The organism is Micromonospora echinofusca, assembly GCF_900091445.1.
Taxonomy (GTDB): Bacteria; Actinomycetota; Actinomycetes; order Mycobacteriales; family Micromonosporaceae; genus Micromonospora; species Micromonospora echinofusca.
The window spans coordinates 6,645,005-6,663,252 of sequence record NZ_LT607733.1 but is presented as its reverse complement, the minus strand read 5'-3'; the positions used below and the strand labels follow the sequence as shown (position 1 = coordinate 6,663,252).

The 18,248-nt window shown below is 71.6% G+C and carries 14 protein-coding genes; 7 read left to right on the top strand and 7 right to left on the bottom strand.

The genetic code is table 11. The features are described 5' to 3' along the window. Positions 1 to 192 precede the first annotated feature (192 nt). Both GA0070610_RS28790 and GA0070610_RS28785 read right to left on the bottom strand, forming a co-directional pair. Positions 193 to 1,065, bottom strand: coding sequence for an alpha/beta fold hydrolase (locus GA0070610_RS28790; RefSeq protein ID WP_089002939.1), 873 nt, complete (start codon positions 1,063 to 1,065; stop codon positions 193 to 195). Positions 1,066 to 1,137: 72 nt separating this feature from the next. Further along, positions 1,138 to 4,419: a BTAD domain-containing putative transcriptional regulator gene (locus GA0070610_RS28785; RefSeq protein ID WP_089002938.1), complete on the bottom strand. Its 3,282-nt coding sequence runs from the start codon at positions 4,417 to 4,419 to the stop codon at positions 1,138 to 1,140. 171 nt (positions 4,420 to 4,590) lie between these two features. On the opposite strand from GA0070610_RS28785, the gene GA0070610_RS28780 reads away from it, so the two are divergent. From GA0070610_RS28780 to GA0070610_RS28755, 6 genes are all read left to right on the top strand, one after another. Next, the gene (locus GA0070610_RS28780) at positions 4,591 to 5,172 is read left to right on the top strand and encodes an NADPH-dependent FMN reductase (RefSeq protein WP_089002937.1); all 582 of its coding nucleotides are present in this window, start codon (positions 4,591 to 4,593) and stop codon (positions 5,170 to 5,172) included. A 46-nt stretch (positions 5,173 to 5,218) separates the two neighbouring features. Beyond that, positions 5,219 to 6,835, top strand: a complete 1,617-nt coding sequence (locus GA0070610_RS28775) for an MFS transporter (RefSeq protein WP_231925842.1) — start codon at positions 5,219 to 5,221, stop codon at positions 6,833 to 6,835. A 269-nt stretch (positions 6,836 to 7,104) separates the two neighbouring features. Beyond that, the gene (locus tag GA0070610_RS28770; protein ID WP_089002935.1) at positions 7,105 to 7,803 is read left to right on the top strand and encodes an SDR family oxidoreductase; all 699 of its coding nucleotides are present in this window, start codon (positions 7,105 to 7,107) and stop codon (positions 7,801 to 7,803) included. 72 nt (positions 7,804 to 7,875) lie between these two features. Further along, the gene (locus tag GA0070610_RS28765) at positions 7,876 to 9,255 is read left to right on the top strand and encodes a protoporphyrinogen/coproporphyrinogen oxidase (RefSeq protein ID WP_089002934.1); all 1,380 of its coding nucleotides are present in this window, start codon (positions 7,876 to 7,878) and stop codon (positions 9,253 to 9,255) included. Between the two features lie 223 nt (positions 9,256 to 9,478). Next, entirely contained in the window at positions 9,479 to 10,468 is a 990-nt protein-coding gene (rfbB, locus tag GA0070610_RS28760) for a dTDP-glucose 4,6-dehydratase (protein ID WP_089002933.1), read from the top strand. Positions 10,469 to 10,779: 311 nt separating this feature from the next. Further along, positions 10,780 to 12,030 (top strand): S8 family peptidase, encoded by a 1,251-nt coding sequence (locus GA0070610_RS28755; protein WP_089002932.1) that lies wholly within the window; start codon positions 10,780 to 10,782, stop codon positions 12,028 to 12,030. A 227-nt stretch (positions 12,031 to 12,257) separates the two neighbouring features. Here GA0070610_RS28755 and GA0070610_RS28750 read toward each other — a convergent pair whose 3' ends face one another. From GA0070610_RS28750 to GA0070610_RS30755, 5 genes are all read right to left on the bottom strand, one after another. After that, positions 12,258 to 13,508, bottom strand: coding sequence for an ATP-grasp domain-containing protein (locus GA0070610_RS28750; RefSeq protein ID WP_157747266.1), 1,251 nt, complete (start codon positions 13,506 to 13,508; stop codon positions 12,258 to 12,260). Next, a complete protein-coding gene (locus tag GA0070610_RS28745; protein ID WP_089002930.1) occupies positions 13,505 to 14,452 on the bottom strand; it encodes a GNAT family N-acetyltransferase in 948 nt (315 codons plus the stop codon). The genes GA0070610_RS28750 and GA0070610_RS28745 overlap by 4 nt, the downstream gene beginning before the upstream one ends. Positions 14,453 to 14,687: 235 nt before the next feature. Further along, positions 14,688 to 15,635, bottom strand: a complete 948-nt coding sequence (locus GA0070610_RS28740) for an SAM-dependent methyltransferase (protein ID WP_157747265.1) — start codon at positions 15,633 to 15,635, stop codon at positions 14,688 to 14,690. A gap of 59 nt (positions 15,636 to 15,694) precedes the next feature. Continuing rightward, a complete protein-coding gene (locus tag GA0070610_RS28735) occupies positions 15,695 to 16,960 on the bottom strand; it encodes an MFS transporter (RefSeq protein WP_157747264.1) in 1,266 nt (421 codons plus the stop codon). A gap of 26 nt (positions 16,961 to 16,986) precedes the next feature. Then, the gene (locus GA0070610_RS30755) at positions 16,987 to 17,136 is read right to left on the bottom strand and encodes a hypothetical protein (protein ID WP_157747263.1); all 150 of its coding nucleotides are present in this window, start codon (positions 17,134 to 17,136) and stop codon (positions 16,987 to 16,989) included. Positions 17,137 to 17,478: 342 nt separating this feature from the next. On the opposite strand from GA0070610_RS30755, the gene GA0070610_RS28730 reads away from it, so the two are divergent. Continuing rightward, a complete protein-coding gene (locus GA0070610_RS28730) occupies positions 17,479 to 18,234 on the top strand; it encodes a class I SAM-dependent methyltransferase (RefSeq protein ID WP_089002927.1) in 756 nt (251 codons plus the stop codon). Positions 18,235 to 18,248 lie beyond the last annotated feature (14 nt).

Here is an 18,248-nt window from a genome sequence, read left to right as displayed (position 1 = left end):
GAGCGCTCCTCCTGGGTCGACCCGCCGCGCCGACCCGCCAGGGCGGGGGCGGCGGACCACGACGTGGATCGGGGCGCCGGATCGGTCGCCGGACCGCGCCATGGCCCGGCCGGGGCCCCTCCGTCCCAGCATGGTGGGGCCCGGCGGGCCGGACATCTCGCAGGCTGCTCACTTCGGCCGTACGGGCGGCGGTCAGGCCGTGTGCGTCACCACGGCGGCGACGATGGTGTCCCAGTCCTGGCTGGGCAGTTCGTGGCCGACCCCGTCGAGACGCAGCAACGACGCGCCCGGGATCTCCCGGACCAGCGCGGTGGCGTGGTCGAAGGGATGCACCGGGTCGTCGCTGCCGTGGATCACGAGGGTGGGCACGGCCAGCTCGCCGAGCCGCTCGCGCCACGGGGGCACGTCCGCCATGGCGAAGTGGTTCTTCATGCTCGCCTCGATGTCGACCGCCCGGTCGAACTCGCGCCCGATCAGCCGCCGGTACCGCCCCTCCTCGAACGCGCGGTCGGAGCCCGTGCAGGGCCGTTGCAGGGACAACCGGTACTCGATGACCTGCTCCCGGTCGGACCAGTCGGGCAGCCGGACGTCCGCGTACGCCTTCTGGAACTCGTCGGGCATGGCGGACAGGTCCGGGTTCTCCGGCCCCGGCACGCCGGGGCTGGCGGAGACCAGGACCAGGGAGGCGACCCGGTCGGGGTGGTCGAGCGCCACCAGTTGGGCCACCATGCCGCCCATCGACTGGCCGACGAGGTGGGCTGCGGGCAGGTCGAGGGCCTCCAGCACGCCGACGGCGTCCGCGGCGAGATCACGCAGGGCGTACGGCGGTTTCCCGGGCGGGTACGTCACCGACCGCCCGGTGTCCCGGTAGTCGTAGCGCACCACGAAGCGGGAGTGGTCGGCCAGCCGCTGGCAGAACTCCTCGTCCCACATCAACATCGACGACGTCGACCCGGCCAGCAGCAGCACGGCCGGGTCGCCGGGCCGGCCGAAGGTCTCGACGCACAACTCCACCCCGTTCGCCCGGACGGTCGTGCCGCCGGTCGCGGAGATGCTCTCGGTCATGATCCACCTCTTCCTCCGTGCCCTGTGGGCACCTCACCTGTTCGACTGGTTCCGCCACGCGGGCCCGCGCCGCTACCGCCCGTCCGCGACGACGGTGCCGGCCCTCTCCGTCAGAGCCCGCGCCACACACTCCTCCGGCCGCAGACCGGCGCCGTACTCGAACTCGCTCTTGAAGCCGTCCTCGCCCAGCGCGCCACGGGCCAGCGCGGCGATCCGCTTCACGTCTCCGCGCTCGGCCGGCGGCAGAGCCATCCCCACCGACTCGCGGGTCGCCGCCGCCGCGCCGAGTAGCCGGGCGGCGCCCACCCCGTCGCCGGCCACCGCCCGCGCCCCCGCCAGGCCCTCCAGCGCCAACGCGACCGTCCGGCTCTCCCGGGTCTGCCGGGCGGCCTCCCAGCCTTCCCGGTGCCGCTCCGAGGCGGTGTCGACATCGCCGCGCTGCTCAGCGACGAAGCCCAGCTCGGCCTGGACCGCCGCGATGCCCGCCGGCCAGGCGGCCCGACGGTTCCAGCTCAACCACGGCAGCAGCCGCCGCTCGGCCGCGTCGAGGTTGCCCTCCCACCGGTCCGCGACCGCCAACCCGAGGTCGGCGACCTGCTCCATGGCCTTGACCGACTCCTCGGCGGCGAGCGTACGGGCCCGCCGGAACAGCTCCCGGGCACGGACGTTGTCGCCCTGGAGCTGGGCTATCCGGCCCGCCCCGTTGAGCTGCCGCGCCACCTCGGCGCGTAGGCCGAGCTCCTGCGCGATGTGCAACCCGTCGGCGAACCACCGGCCGGCGCGGTCGTACTCCCCGGTGAACTGGGCCAGCTCAGCCAGCGGGGTGGTCGCCTGGAGGATGCCCCAGTGGTCGCCCAGCTCGCGGAAGAGGACCAGGCTGCGCTCGGCGTCGCGGCGCAGGGCGGAGAAGTCGCCGCGCAACTGGGCGTGGTACGCCAGCACGGCCAGCGCCGCCGCCTCCCCCCACCGGTCGCCGAGCGCGCGGAAGGTCGCCAACAGCCGGTTGACCGGGTTCGCGGCCGGCCGGGTGACATCGAGCGGAGTGACCACCGCCAGCAGCAGGGCGGCGCGGGCCCGGCCCGCCGGGTCGTGCGGATCGTCGACGTAGCTCTTCGCGGTTGCGTACCGCGGCTCGATCAGGGCGTCCGGCGGCTCGCCGGCCAGCGCGGCGATGCCCGCCTGCCAGGTCATCGCCGTGCCGCGCAGGCCCTCCGGTGCGACGCCCGGAACGGTCAACGCGGTGGCCAGCGCCCGGCGCCCCTCCCCGACCCGGCTGCGCAGCACCCAGTACCACGCCAGCGCACAGGTCAGGCGCAGGGCGAGGTGGGCGTCGCGGCGGTGCACGCAGACGCGCAGCGCGGCGCGGAAGTTGGCCGCCTCGGCGTCCATCTGGCGCAACGCGGTGCGCTGGTGCACTCCCCGCAGCCGCTCGTCGGCCTGCTCGGCCAGGGCCGTGTACCACTCGGCGTGACGGGCGCGCACCTCGGCCAGCTCGCCCGCCTCGCTCAACTGCTCCAGGCAGTAGGCGGCGACCGACTCCAGCAGGCGGTACCGGGGGCCGTCGGGCTGCTCCGTCGGCACCAGCAGGGACCGGTCGATCAAACGGGCCAACAGGTCCGGCACCTGAGCCGGATCCACCTCACCGCCGGCACAGACCTCGCGCGCGGCGGCGAGCGTGCAACCGTCGGCGTGCACCGCGAGCCGGCGCAGCAGCGCCCGCTCCGGGCCGCTGAGCAGCTCCCAGCTCCAGTCGATCATCGCGCGCAGCGTCTGTTGCCGGGCCGGCTCGGAACGCCGCCCGGAGGCGAGCAACCCGAACCGGTCGTCCAGCCCGGCCGCGAGCTGGCGGATGCCCATCGCCCGGACCCGGGTGGCGGCGAGTTCGAGCGCCAGCGGAATGCCGTCCAGGCGGCGGCAGACCGCCGCGACATCGGCGGCGTTCTCCGGCCCGATCGTGAAGCCGGCCGCCCCGGCCCGGGCGCGCAGGGTGAACAGCTCGACCGCGCCGTAGCGGAACAACCGCGCCGGGTCGTGGTCGGCCCCCGGTTCGGGCAGCGCCAGCGGTGGCACCACCCACACCTGCTCACCGGCCACCCCCAGCGGCTCCTGGCTGGTGGTGAGCACACGCAGACCGGGCAGCCCGCCGAGCATCCGGCGGACCAGCTCCGCCGCGTCGTCGACCACGTGTTCGCAGTTGTCCAGCACCAGCAGGAGGCGGCGGTCGTGCAGCGCGTCCGCCAGCCTCTCCACACAGGACCGGGCACCCGTCGGCGCCCGCACGTCCAGCTCGGCGGCGACCCGGTCGACCAGGCCCTGCAGGGCGGGCCGGTCGGCCTCGGCCGGGTCCGCCGCACCGGCCGTACGGTCCAGGGCGGCCAGCTCGACCAGCCAGACGCCGTCGGGGAAGTCCGCGGTCAGCCCGCGGGCGGCCTCGACCGCCAGCCTCGTCTTGCCCACCCCGCCGGGGCCGACGAGGCTGACCAGCCGGCCAGCCTCCAGCAGTGCGCGCACCTCGTCGACGGCGCCGTCGCGGCCGACCAGGCCGGTCAGCGGCGTGGGCAGATTGGTCAGCCGACGCCGGACCGGCGGAGCGGCGGGCGCCGCCGCCAGGCTCTCCTCCTGCCGCAGGATCGCCTGGTGCAGGGCCACCACGGCCGGGCCCGGCTCGAGCCCCAGTTCCTCGCTGAGCCGTTCGCGCAGGTCCCGGTACGCGGCGAGCGCGTCACCCTGCCGGCCGAGGCGGTAGAGCACCCGCATCTGGGCGGCCCGGAACCGCTCCCGCAACGGATGGTCGGCCACCAGGTCCGCCAGCTCGCCGACCAGCGTCACGTCCTCGCCGAGCTCGGCACGCAGCGCGACCTGCTCCTCCAGCGCGGTCAGCCGCCGCTCCTCCAGCCGGGCCACCGCGCCGGCGGCGAACGGTGCGTCGGCGAAACCCGCGAAGCACGGTCCGCGCCACAGCGCGAGCGCCTCGGCCAGGACCGAGACCCGCTGCCGCCGATCACCGAGGTGCTCCGCCCGGGCCAGCAGGGCCTCGAAGCGGTGCGCGTCGACCGCGTCCGCCGGGAGGTCCAGCGCGTAGCTGGCCCCGCGCCGCACGACCGGGTCGGGCAGGCCCGGCTCGGCGTCGCGCAACACCCGGCGCAACTGCGAGATCTTGCTGCGGAGCACGGCGTGCGGGTTGGCCGGCGGCCGGTCACCCCACAGATCGTCGATCAGTCGGTCCGCCGTGACGGCCCGACCGGACTGCGCGAGCAGGTTCACCAATAGTGCGCGGACTTTCCACTCGGGAATCTTGACGTGCCGCCCATTGGTGGTCCACACCTCCAGTGGGCCGAGCACACCAAAGCGCATGCGGACACTCTAACCGAGGAGCCGCAGAGAATGCGTGACGAGGCGTTTCGGCGTTGCTCCGACGCGCCCGAACAGCACCGGAACGATTCCGGAACCCCCCGCGGCGACAATGACCTGGGCTAATACCACTTCGACGGACGCCGGCCAACGAAAATGCGAGGAGTTCGTGGAATGCCGTCATCGCGATTACGTCTGGCAATTGTCGTCGGCAGCATCCGGGCCGGGCGTTTCGGCTCGGTCGCGGCCCGCTGGCTCGCCGGCCAGGCCGAGCTGCGCAGCGACCTCCAGGTCGACCTGATCGAGCTGGCCGAGGCCCGTCTGCCGGAGGTACGCCTCGCCGAGGGCGACGTGCGGCCGCAGGCCGTACGCGACCTGAGCCCCTGGCTCGCCAGCGCGGACGCCTTCGTGGTGGTGGTGCCCGAACACAACCGCAGCTTTCCGGCGTCGCTGAAGAACGCCGTCGACTGGTACCGGGAGGAGTGGCAGGCCAAGCCGGTCGGCTTCCTCTGCTACGGCGGCCCGGCGGGCGGCCTGCGCGCCGCCGAGCAACTCCGGCAGGTGTTCGCCGCGCTCGGGTCGGCAACCATCCGGGAGACCGTCAGCCTGCCGAACCACCGGGCGCTCTTCGACGCCGACGGCCAGCCGGTCGAGGCCGAGGCCGTGTCCCTGGACGCGCGGCGCATGTTCGACGAGCTGGTCTGGTGGGGCGAGGCGTTGCGCAATCACCGGAAGAGCCGCCCGTACGTCCGGTGACCCTGTTCCGCCGTCCCCGGACGGCCGACGAGAAGGAAGGATCAACATGTCGTCCCATGCCGACATGCCGTCGGACGCCTCCGCCGCTCCCGGCGCGCTGGCGGGCCGCCGCGAATTCGCCGGACTGGCCGTGCTGGCCCTCGCCGCGCTGCTGATGTCGCTGGACCTCAGCGTGCTCTATCTCGCCCTGCCACACCTGAGCGTGGCGCTCGGTGCCAACAGCACCGAGCAGCTCTGGGTCGTCGACATCTACGGCTTCATGACCGCCGGCTTCCTCATCACGATGGGCAGCCTGGGCGACCGTGTCGGCCGGCGGAAGCTGCTGCTGCTGGGCGCGGCGCTGTTCGGGGTCACCTCGGTGGTCGCCGCCTTCTCCACGTCGTTCTGGATGCTGTTCGGCGCCCGGGCGCTGATGGGCGTGGCGGCCGCCACCGTCATGCCCTGCGGGCTGGGCCTGATCAGCCACATGTTCGCCCATCCCGCCCAGCGCGGCATGGCCATCGCCTCCTGGATGAGCTGCTTCATGGGCGGTCTGCTGATCGGCCCGGTCGTCGGCGGTGTCCTGCTGCGGTTCTTCTGGTGGGGCTCGGTGTTCCTGATCGGCGTGCCGGTGATGCTCCTGCTGCTGCTGACCGGTCCACGGCTGCTGCCGGAGTACCGCAACCCGCACCGGGGCCCGCTGGATCTGGCCAGCGTCGCGCTCTCCCTGGCCGGCGTGCTGCTGGTCATCTTCGGCCTCAAGGAACTGGCCAAGAACGGTTGGGCCCCCGTGCCCGTCGCCGCCGTGGTCGTCGGCCTCGTGACCGCCGTGGCGTTCGTCGTGCGGCAACGGTCGCTCCGCGACCCGATGCTCGACACCAAGCTGTTCCGCAACCAGATCTTCGCCGCCGCGGTAATCTTCGGCCTGCTCGGCGGCGCGGTGCAGGGTGGCAGCTCGTTGCTGGTGACCCTGCACCTGCAGACGGTGGAGGGCCTCTCCACCCTCGGCACCGGGTTGTGGATGCTGCCGCCGACCCTGGGTCTGATCGTCGGACTCATGCTCGGCCCCGGTCTGGCGCAACGGATCCGCCCGGCGTACGTGCTCGCTTTCGGGATGGTCGTCGCGGCTCTCGGGTACGTGGTGCTCAGCCAGGTCACCCGCACCGGCGGGCTGGCGCCCGTGCTGATCGGCTTCGGCATCGTGCTGTTCGGCGTGGGCATCCCGCTCGGCCTGGTGACCGGCCTGGCGATCGGGGCGGTTTCCACCGAGAAGACCGGCTCCGCATCGGCGGTGATGCAGACCGGCAGCGAGTTCGGGGTGGCCTTCGGCATCGCGGCCCTGGGCAGCGTCGCCGCCGCCGTCTACCGCACCGAGCTGACCGACGGGCTGCCCTCTGGCGTCACCACCGAGGCGGCGCAGGCCGCCCGGGCCAGTGTCGAGGCTGCGGAAACCGCCGCCCGGTCGCTGCCCAGCCCGCTGGGCAGCGGCCTGGTCGACGCCGCGCACGACGCCTTCACCGCCGGTCTGAACACCGTCGCCCTGGTCGGGGCGATCGTCGTGCTCGGCCTGGCCGTCCTCTCCGTGGCCGCGCTGCGCAAGGTGGCCCCGGTGCCCCCGCCGCCGAAGCCGCAGAAGCCGGCCAGCGGCACGGCCGCGGCGGAGGCGCCCGCGCAGGCCGGCTGAGTGAGCCCGCGTGCGGGGTGGGGCCGGCCCGGGCCCTGCCCCGCACGCGTCTGTCCGGGGTGGGGCCGGCCTGGGCCCTGCCCCGCACGCGTCTGTCCGGGGCAGGGCCGGCCTGGGCCCTGCCCCGCACGCGTGTCCGGGCCCGGCAAGCTCAGAGAAGCCCGGACCGGTGACGGCGGCCGAAGATGGTTGCGGCGGGCGCGACATCGCCGGCCGCGCCGGGGCCCGGCCGCCGACCCCGTGCCGCCGGTGCCGAGGAGGAGGCTGCCATGCCGGACACTCCGGTCACCCTGATCACGGGCGGCGCCAGCGGCATCGGGGCGGCGACCGCCGAGCGGCTGCTACGCCGGGGCCACCGGGTCGCGGTGACCGGCCGTGACCCGCAGCGGCTCGCACGCTTCGCCGCCCGGGCCGACGCCGGACAACGGTTGGTGGTGGTGCCCGGCGACGCGGCCGACCCCGCCGCGGTGGAGCGGGCCGTACGCACCACGGTCGAGCGCTTCGGCCGGCTGGACACCGTGATCGCGAACGCCGGGATGGCCACCTTCGACGGCATGGACGACGGGGACCCACGAGGCTGGCGGGAGATGGTCCTCGTCAACGTGCTCGGGCCGGCCCTGCTGGTGCGCGCTGCGCTGCCGAGCCTGCGCCGCACCCGTGGCCAGATCATCCTGGTGGGCAGCCTCGCCGGCCTCGTCGCCACCCGCGGCAACCTGTACGGGGCCACGAAGTGGGCGGTCACCGGGCTCGCGGAGAACATCCGGCTGATGGTCACCGGCGACGGGATCCGGGTCACGTTGATCGCGCCGGGCCGGGTCGACACCGCCTTCTGGGCGCCCGCCGGGGGCACCCCGGCGGGCGGGAGCCTGACAGCGGGCCAGATCGCCGACAGCATCCTCTGGGTGCTGGGCCAGCCCGAGGGCGTCGACCTGGCGAGCGTCGTCATCCGGCCGATGCCCGCCGACTGAGCCCCGGTCCGGCCGGGCCGACCGCCCGAGCCGCCGGATCGTCCCCATTCCGCTCGCGGAGGTAACACACGGATGCGACACGACCATCTCATCATCGGCGCCGGCCCGTGCGGGCTTGCCGCCGCCCACGAACTGCACCGCGCCGGCGCGCGCCCGGTGGTCCTCGAACGCGGGGCGGTGGCCGGCGGGCTCGCCTCCTCCTTCACGGACCGGGCCGGATTCGTGTGGGACCAGGGTGCGCACGTCGCCTTCAGCTACTTCGGCGACTTCGACGCCCTCCTCGACGACGTCATGGAGGGGGATGTGCTGCGCCACCAGCGCTCCTCCTACATCCGCTACGGGGACAGCTGGGTGCCGTACCCGTTCCAGCACAACCTCAGCGCCCTGCCCACCGACGAGGCCGTGGACTGCCTGGTCAAGATGATCGACCGGCCGGACGGCACGGTACGCAACTACGAGGACTGGCTGCTGGCGAACTTCGGCACCGGCGTCGTCGAGCGGTTCATGCGGCCGTACCACGAGAAGTTGTGGACGGTGCCCATCGACGAGATGTCCACCGACTGGGTGACCCACCGGGTGGCCACGGTCGACTGGCGGGGCGCGCTGCGCAACCTCGTCGAGCGGCGGACCGCTCCCGGCTGGGGACCGAACAGCACCTTCAGCTACCCGGGCCGCGGCGGCATTGGTGAGCCGTTCCGACGCCTGGCGGCCCGGCTGCCCGATGTGCGGTACGAGGCGCCGGTGCGGCGGATCGATCCGGACGCCCGGACCGTCACGTACGGCTCGGGCGAGGTGCTGCCGTACGAGCGGCTGGTCTCCACGATGCCGCTGACCGCGCTGGTGTCGGCGCTCACCCGGTGCCCGGCGGAGGTGCGCGCCGCCACCGCGGCGTTGCGGCACAACCGGGTGCTGGTGGTGGGGGTCGGAGCCCGGGGCCGGGTCGACCCGGCGTGGCACTGGCTGTACTTCCCCGAGGCCGACTACCCGTTCTACCGGATCACCAACATGGGCCTGTTCGCCGGCGCGAACATGCCGGAGCCGCACGATCGCCACCTGTCGTACCTCGCCGAGATCGCCCTGCCGGCCGACGGCGGCTCGCCGGACGACGACGCGGCGGTGCGGCAGACCGTGGCCGGGCTGGAGCGGGCCGGGCTGCTGCCCGACTCCGGCGCCGTCGTCTCCCGGTACGTGCGCCGGATCCCGATGGCGTACCCGATCCCGACGTTGGACCGCACGGACGCCGTGGCGTTGATCCTCGACCACCTGGAACGACGGGGCATCTACTCCCGTGGCCGCTTCGGCGTCTGGATGTACGAGTACGGCAACATGGACCACGCCATGAAGATGGGGGCCGACGTCGCCCGGCACCTGCTCACCGGGGAACCGGAACGGATCTGCCTGCCGCACCAGCTGCCCTCGTCGCAGCGGTCGGCCGCCGCGGCCGTCTACTGACCCCGGCAGGGAGTTCGGCACTCGCGAGGGCGCCCGACAGCGTGGCGCCGGCCGACGCCCGCCATGCCCTACAACCGACCCGCCCGGTCACCGTCCGGGCACGTCGACGAGGAGGTGTCCCAGCCATGTCTGGCGACGAGGGTACGAGGCGTCCGGAAGGACCGACCGGGTCCCTGGAGCCCCGCCGGCACCCGACCCGGCCCGGGGGTGCGTCGTGACACGGATGCTGGTCACCGGCGGAGCCGGCTTCATCGGCGCGAACTTCGTGCACCACACCCTGTCCCACCGGCCCGACTACACCGTCCGGGTCCTCGACGCGCTCACCTACGCCGGTGGCCGGCGGACCCTGGCGGCCGTCGACGACCGGATCGAGTTCGTGCACGGGGACGTCTGCGACGCCGACCTGGTCGACGGGCTGGTCGCAGACACCGACCTGGTGGTGCACTTCGCCGCCGAGTCGCACGTCGACAACTCCCTGCACGACCCGTCGCCGTTCGTGCGCACCAACGTGCTAGGCACCTACACGGTCCTGGAGGCGGTCCGACGCCACGACCGGCGACTGCACCACATCTCCACGGACGAGGTCTTCGGCGACCTGGGCCTGGGCAACGACAGGAAGTTCACCGAGGAGAGCCGCTACGATCCGTCCAGCCCGTACTCGGCCACCAAGGCCGCGTCCGACATGCTGGTGCGGGCCTGGGTGCGCTCCTACGGCGTACGGGCCACGCTGTCGAACTGCGCCAACAACTACGGCCCGTACCAACACGTCGAGAAGTTCGTTCCCCGGCAGGTGACGAACCTGCTCAGCGGTCACCGGCCCAAACTGTTCGGCACGGGCGCGCACGTGCGGGAGTGGACCCACGTGGACGACCACAACGCGGCGGTGCACCTGATCCTGGACCGGGGCCGGCTCGGTGAGACGTACATGATCGGCTCCGGCGACGAGCGCAGCAACAAGGCGGTGCTGGAACTCGTCCTTGACCTGATGGGCGAGTCCGCCGGCGGGTACGACCACGTCCCGGACCGCCCGGGCCACGACCTGCGCTACGCCACGGACAGCGGCAAGCTGCGCCGCGAGCTTGACTGGCGGCCCCGGTACCCGGACCTGCGCGCCGGGCTGTCCGCCACGATCGAGTGGTACCGAGACAACGAGTGGTGGTGGAAGCCGGTCAAGGAACGCACCGAGGAGCGCTATCGACAGTTCGGCCGGTAGCTGGCGGGGGTGGCCCGGGCAGGCGGACGAGCGGCACGGACCGGCGTCGTCGGCACGCGGACTGCGGCGGGGGGACAAGACCCTAGATTCGATCGAAGAGCAGCCGCGGCAGAGGCCCCGGAAGCAGCCCTGATACATCGATCAAGGACTCTTCCCACTCCATGCCCAAAAAGACTTTCATCGATTGGATTCACGATTTCCGCGATGGAATCCGGACTTATATCGGCTGTACGATCCAGCAAAACCGTTCGGACCATTCAATCGGCGCGTCGTGTGCCCGCCGGAATGGCCGGAACAAAGGGAGGCCGGGAATGAGACTCCACCGCCACACGATCTTCGCCCGCGGGCGTCGACCCGGAACGGCCGCCATGGCCACGCTCGCCACCACGGTCATGCTCCTCACCGTGGCTGCCGGATCGGCCACCGCGACACCCGCCGCCGAGCCGCGGTCCGGGACGACCGGCGAGATCCTCGGCACCGGCAACGCCACCCGCGTGCCGGGCAGCTACGTGGTCACCCTCAAGGACAGCGGCGGTGCGGTCGGCGATCGGCAGGCTGGCGTGTCCCGCCTCGCCGACCGGTACGGCTTCCGCCCGGACCAGGTCTGGCGCGACGCGCTGAACGGCTTCTCCGTGCGGACCTCCGAGCCGGTGGCCCGCCGGCTGGCCGCCGACCCGGCGGTGGCGGTCGTGGAGCAGGACCGTTTGACCAGCTTGGCCACCACCCAGACGATCGCGCCGTGGAACCTCGACCGGATCGACGCATCACTGGGACTCAGTGGTACCTACAACTTCACCAGTGTCGGCACCGGCGTCCGGGCGTACATCGTGGACAGCGGGATCCAGATCAGCCATGTCGACTTCGGCGGCCAGGCGGTGTACGGCTACGACGCCGTCGACGGCGCGCTCCCGGCCAACGACTGCAACGGACACGGCACCCACGTCGCCGGCACCGTCGGCGGGACGACCTACGGGGCAGCCAAGAACGTCGTGCTGGTCGCGGTCAAGGTGTTCGACTGCGCCCTGCCGAGCACGCTGTCGATGTTGATCAACGGGATCAACTGGATGATCGCCAACCACCCCGCCGGGCAGCCGGCCGTGGCGAACATCGGCGTGCTGACCAGCCCCACCGTCGCGCTCAACACCGCAGTGACGAACGCGGTCGCCGACGGCATCACGGTAACGGTTCCGGCCGGCAACTCGAACGTGAGCGCCTGCACCGTTTCACCCGCGTCGGTGCCGGCCGCGCTGACCGTAGGCGCGACGTCGACGAACGACAACCGGGCAAGCTGGTCGAACTTCGGTCCCTGCCTGGACATCTTCGCTCCCGGCGAGCGCATCACGTCGGCCTGGTGGAACTCGATCACCGCGACCCAGACGATCAGCGGCACCTCACACGCCGCGCCGCTCGTCGCCGGCGTCGCCGCTCGGGTGCTCAGCAACAACCCGACCTGGACACCGGCCCAGGTGGCCAGCTACCTGTTCAGCGTCGCCAGCCCGGTCGTGATCAACCCGGGGGCTGGCTCGCCCAACCGTCTCCTGCACCTGTCCCCGGCACTCTGACCTGGCCCTGCCGCCGGCCGGCCCACGCGGTCAGCCGCTCGCCATCGGAATCGGAGCGAGCAGCCGCGCAGGGCCGGTCCGGGTAGCCCCGACCGACTTCCCGCTCCACGAACCAAGATCCTCCGCGCTGGCCTCCAGGCTGAACAGCGTCGCCAGACCAGGCCAACGGCGACCGACCTGTGGACCGGTGCGAGCCGAGGATGTCAGGTACGGCGTCCCGCACCGCATCAAGGCGTCGCCGGCTGCATCTCGTACGCCTCGTGGGCGAGCGCCTCGACGACCCGCCGCCGGCGCTCCCACTCCGCGCTGTCCGCGGCCTCCAGCACGACCAGACATGACCAGGCGCTTGGATCGGTGATGTCGATCCGGTCGCCCGTGTGCAGCCTGATGTCCGCGTCGATCACGCCCGGCCAGGCCGACACCTCGTCGAGGCTCGGGCAACGCACGACGGTCCCGCTGCCGGCTGGCCCGAGGTTCAGCCACCCGACCGCGCGGCCCAGGTCGCGGGGCAGCGGTTCCATGGTGACGTCGTCCCCCAGGAGCGCGTCCACCCAGCGCTCGGTCAACGATCGACCGGTGGCCGCTCCGACCATGTGGTCGACGCAGGCGCCACCCGGGCGGCTCGCGATCTCGGTCCAGACCAGGCCGTGCCCGGTGCGGAAGAACTCGCCATGGCTGATCCCGGTCTCGAAGTCGCCCGCGTCGATGAGCCTGCGCTGGTCGTCGAAGACACGCGCGTACAGGTCGGCTTCCTCGGCCGGATCGACGAGCAGCGCCCCGTTGCGGATGGTGGAGTGGACGACCCGAGCCCGCGGCAGCAGATAGCGCGAGATGGAGAGCCAGGTCAGCCTCCGCCCGCTCCAGACGGCGTCGACGTGGTACTCGTCGCCGTCCAGACCGGACTCGAGCAACGCCCGGCCGTTGAGCCGGTCGACAGCGTCGGCCAGTTCCGCAGCCGACGTCGCGATGACCGTGGCACGCGCGCCGGCACCGTCGGTCGGCTTCACCACCACACCCACGGGCTCGATGCCGGCCTCAAGCGCGTCGGCGGCCTTGCCGGCGGACGTGTACTCCTCGCTGCTGCGGACACCGGCCCGGCGGAACAGGCCTTTCATGACCCGCTTGTCCCGGGTCTCCAGCACCTGCCGGGCGGTCAGCGCCGTTCCGGGCACGACCGATGCGAGGACGGCGAGCGCGTAATGGCTGAACTCGCTGGGGCTCAGGACGAGGTCGTAGCGGCGGTCCTCGGTCAGCAGACGCGCCGCGACGCCGAAAAGATCCGAGGCGGAGTCGTGCGATCCGATCCGGTAGATCTCGTCGGCGTCGCGCAGGTCGTCGAGGGTGAAGCGGCGGCGCTCGAGCTCGTAGTCCGTGACCACGGCGGCGTAGGAGACGCCACGGGCGGTGAGCGCTTCGACGAGCCGTCTGTTCCATTTCAGGAGCAGCGCGTTGCGCGGGTGGCTCATCGGTGTGGTCATCCCTTCTGCAGAGGGCTGGGCGCCAGCCGTACGCCGTGCGGCGCGACGGTGGTGGTGTACTCGGCAAGGTCGATGTCGCGACGATGGGTGATGACAGCGACGCCGTACGCCGAGGTGGAGTCGCGATACTCCAGCGCGACACAGGGGTCGGCGAAGAAGTCCGCTCCGACCACCGCTTCGGCGTGGTAGCCGCCGAGTTCGGGTTCGAGGTGGTGGGAGGGTACCGGGACGAAGCCCAGACGGGCCTTGAAGCGAATCAGACCCGGCTCGGCGATGTGGCCGTACAGGTTCGGGTCGACGCCGAGACTGAACCGGGCGAAACCCCGGGCGCGGGCCTCGTTGAGAGCCGACCAGAGCAGGACGCGTGACAGACCCTGGGACCGCTGCTCGGGCGCGTAGGCGGTGAACCGGGCGCGGGCGAAGCTGTTCTCTGGTTCAAGGCGGACGATGCAGGCGCCGAGCAATTCCTCCCCCCGTCTGCCGGACACGATGATGTACCGGTCGATGTCGTCGAGCACCTCCTCGCGCTTGACGGCCGCGAAGTTCCAGCCCCAGCGCATGCCCGCGATCTGTAGGGCATAGAGCGAGTGGAAGCCGTCGAAGGAGTCCGGCGTGAGGGGCTCGCAGCTGATGGTCACGCCATCGTCGTCGACCCGCCGGCGGGCGTACGCGACCCCCCGCCGGGCCTTGCCCGCGAGTCTGGCGGCGTAGCTCTGCTCGGACTCGCCGACCTCGCTGACCCAGTGCACGTAACCCGGCTTGACGACGAACCCGGCGCGGCGCAACTGCTCCCACTGCTCGTCGTCGCGGCGATCGAGACGGACTCGGACCAGGTTCACGTCGTCGGGCACGTCCTGGCGGCGCAGTCCCACCGCGTCGTCGGGACGTATCCATCCGATGCGTGCCCCGTAGCTCTCGGTGATCGACACCATCGCGGTCGTCATGGCCGGATCACTCCTTCTCGAGAAACACGACGGGCGATGATCCCTTGTGTTCGTGGAAGTCGAGCAGAATCACCTGTCGAGTCGTAGGCGTCGGGCGACGGCCGCCGGACGTGCCGCCGGGGTATGCGGATGCCGTTCGGGAACTGGCACCCGTAAGTGACGTGCCCGGTGCCGGACACGCCGGATTCGTCGACCATCCTCTCCTCGACGAATCGTCGGGGTAGCGCCGGCATGGTCACCTCCAGAGAAGAACATGGTCAAACTCACCGATCGACCGGTTGGGCACATGATCCACCGACGAGAATCCGTGCTCGTCCGCCAGGGCACTGACGTCCGCGGTGCTGAGCACGGTGCCACCCCACCAGGCGGATCTCATCCGGGCCAGCCGGTCCCGCTCGGTCGAAGGCGTCCGCACCACCCCGAAGAGCCAGACCACGCCGCCCGGGGCGAGCAGTGAGAGGCTCCGGCGCAGGAGGTCATGCAGAGCACCGGGTCCCACGAAGGCGTGCGGCAACCAGACCAGGTCGAAGCCCGCGCCCGGATCGAGGTCGACGACGTCGCCGTCGAGCACGGTGAACCGCTGCTCGACACCCGCGGCCCGGGCGCGCTCCCGGGCCAGCTCGGCGATCCAGCCCACCCGCTCCACTCCCACCGCGGCGAGCCGCGGGAACGTCTTGAGCATCTGGATGGACAGCTCGCCAGCGCCGCACCCGACGTCCAGGAAGCGCGGGCTCGCACCCTCGCGCAGCGCGCTGCGCAGCGCCGGAGAGCGGGTCAGCAGATGTCGCTCGAAAAATCCCACGAGCCCCGTGCCGCTGAGCTCCGCCTGGCTGCGGACGTACTCGCTGTCCGGAGGGAGCCACCCCGACCGCAACTCCCCGGTGGACAGCTGACGGGCGAACTGCGCGGCCTGCAGGCGGTTGGCGGTCAGTCGTGCCCGCACGAACCCCAGCTGCCCGCTGCCGAGCAGGTCCTCGAGGTCGGATGTCGGGCGCACCGAGTCGGACTCGACCTCGACCAGCCCGAGGTCCTGCAGCACGGCCGCCATCTCGGCGCCCAACTGCGGGTCGCCGCCCGCGCGCGTGCCCAGGTCAGCGGTGGTCGAGCCAGCCGCGGCCAGCTCGACCAGGACCTCCCCGGCCAGTGCTCCTTCTAGGAGCGAGGATCGCCAGACGGCAGACACCAGGTCATTGACCTGTAGGAGCACCCGATCCTCCGGACGGACTTCCCTGGACGCTGAAGTCACCGGCTTATGCCCTCCTCAACATAGACGAGCCAACGTGTGTCCATCCGGTGGCGGACCCACCAGACGTAGTAGACGGCGACGACCAGGCAGGCGCCGCCGGCGATCAGGATGGTAGGCCGAGCGCCGGCGGCCGCAGCCAGAAATCCGGCGAGCAGCGCGCCCAGCGGGATGGAGCCCATGGAAACGAGGCGGTAGGAGGCGACGACCCGGCCGAGAGCCTGCGGCGGCGAGACGAGCTGCCGCACCGAGTTCGACAACGGGTTGTAGATGCCGATGCCGAATCCGTGCAGGAACAGGGATACCGCGCACCCGACGACGCCGAGCGTCCCGGCACCGGGCCACAGCGCCACCGTGGCCAGGCCGAGAGCGCCGGCGCCCATGCCCCCCTGCATGGCCCGCACCGAGCCGAAGGCTCGGATCACCGACGGTGATCCGAGCCCCCCGAGCAGCCCTCCGGCACCGCCGACGGCCAGACACACGCCCAGCGCCGTGGCCGACCGCTGCTGGTCGACGAGCAGGTAGTAGAAGAGCGCGGTCAGCACCATCCGCTCGCAGAGGTTGAACCAGGATGCCATCAACGCCAGACTGCGCAGCGTTCGATCCTTGAACGCGATGCGCAGTCCTTCCACGATGTCGGCCCGCACCGGGCGACGCTCGCGCGGCGGCGTCGCCCGCAACTGCTCGATCCCGGTCAGCAGCAGCGCGCTCGCCACGAACGTCGCCGCGTCGAGCGCGAGCACCCAGCTGTTGCCGATCGCGTCGACGGCGAGTCCGGCGACGGCGGCGCCGCCGATGCTGAGCGCGGCGGCCGTGGCGGTGACCCGCGAGTTGGCCAGCGTCAGCGCGGAGGAGCTCACGATCTCGGGCAGCAGTTTGGCGCTGCCCACGTTGACGAACACGCGGAAGACGCCGAGGGCGAAAGCGGCGATTCCGAGGACGACCAGAGCGTCGGTCTCACCACGGAGCGCGATCAGGGGCATGGCCAGCAGGCACGCAGCGCAGCACACATTGCTGACGGAGAGCGTCGCTTTCGTGTCGGAGCGGTCGTAGTATGCGCCGGCGAACAGGATGACGAACACCGACGGCAAGAACTGCGCGGCGTTGATCAGGCCGAGCTGTGATTGCGTGGCGCCCCAGACGGACACCGCCAGCGCCGGAATGGCGAAGGACGTGATCTCGTTGCCGGTTCCGGAGACGACCTGACCGATCCAATACCAACGGAAATTGCGCTGTCCTGCCCGTCGGTGACCGGTGATGGCCACACAACCGCTCCTCACTTCCGAGAACGTCATGGGATGCCTGACTGCTGCGGTGCCACACCGATCATGCCCACATGCCAGCTTGCCAGATTCGGCCGTCGGCGCAAGCCCGCCGACTCGAACACGAGCGCCATGGTGTCCTCGGTCAGGTTGGTGCGCCAGCCGGGGATCGTGATCATGGCCCAGTGAGGGCTTGTCGGCCGGAGCGGCTGGTCATGGTAACGCTGAGCTCGTCCTTGTCCTGCGCGCCGACTGTGGCGGTGTTCGAAACCGCTGCTGGGCTGCCTGCGGTGCTGGCCGAGCCGCCGGCTCCCAGTGTTCGGCGCGGCGCACGGCACCGGCAACCCCTAAATCCCCGCCACTGCCTATTCGTCCTCAGGTACTCCCAACCTGCCCAGAACCCTGCATCCATCCACTTGCCTTGACATCGCCTGACGACTCTGCTGAAGTTCTGTCGTGCTAGGACGGTGATCACTGTCGAGGTCTTGTAGAGCCATTCTGAGCCGTGCCGTGAGGGGGACATGAGCAAATTCGCGGGAACGGCCGAGGACTATGCCGTCCATCGCCCGCCCTATCCGGACGCATTGATCGACTACATCGACAGCAGTGTCGGTGAGGGTGTCGCGCTCGACCTCGGCTGTGGGACCGGGAACCTCGCCGTGCCGCTGGCCCGGCGAGGAAGGCGGGTCATCGCCGTGGATCCCGATCCGGACATGGTGGCGGTGGGGCAACGCCGAGCGCCGGCGGGACTGGCGATCGACTGGCGCGTCCAAACCGCAGAGTCTGTGCAGCTCGGTACACACTCGACAGCCGTCGTCACTATCGGTGCCGCGTTCCACTGGATGGATCGCGAGCTGATCGCGACTCGCGCCCGCCAGTGGCTGAGGCCGGGCGGCGCGCTCGTGATCGCCGGAAGCCCCAGCACCTGGACCAGCGACGCCGCGTGGCAGCGCGAGGTCCGGGCCGTCATAGAGCAGCGACTGGGCCCTGAGCGCCGCGCCGGCTCGGACGGCGTGTTCAAACAGCCAGCCAAGCGACACGAGGACGTTCTGCGGGACTGCGGCTACGAGGTCGCCACCACCGAATACTCGACCACCTTCAACTGGTCGATGGACGGAATCCTAGGTTATCTTCGATCCACGTCGTTCGCTGGTCGCCACGTTGTCGGCGACGAGCACGACGATTTCGAGGAAGCAGTACGCACACGTCTGCTCGAATTCGACCGCTCGGGAAGCTATCCCGAGGAAATAAAATTTTACCTTCTCACGGCCAGATGATCGTCTGACGACGG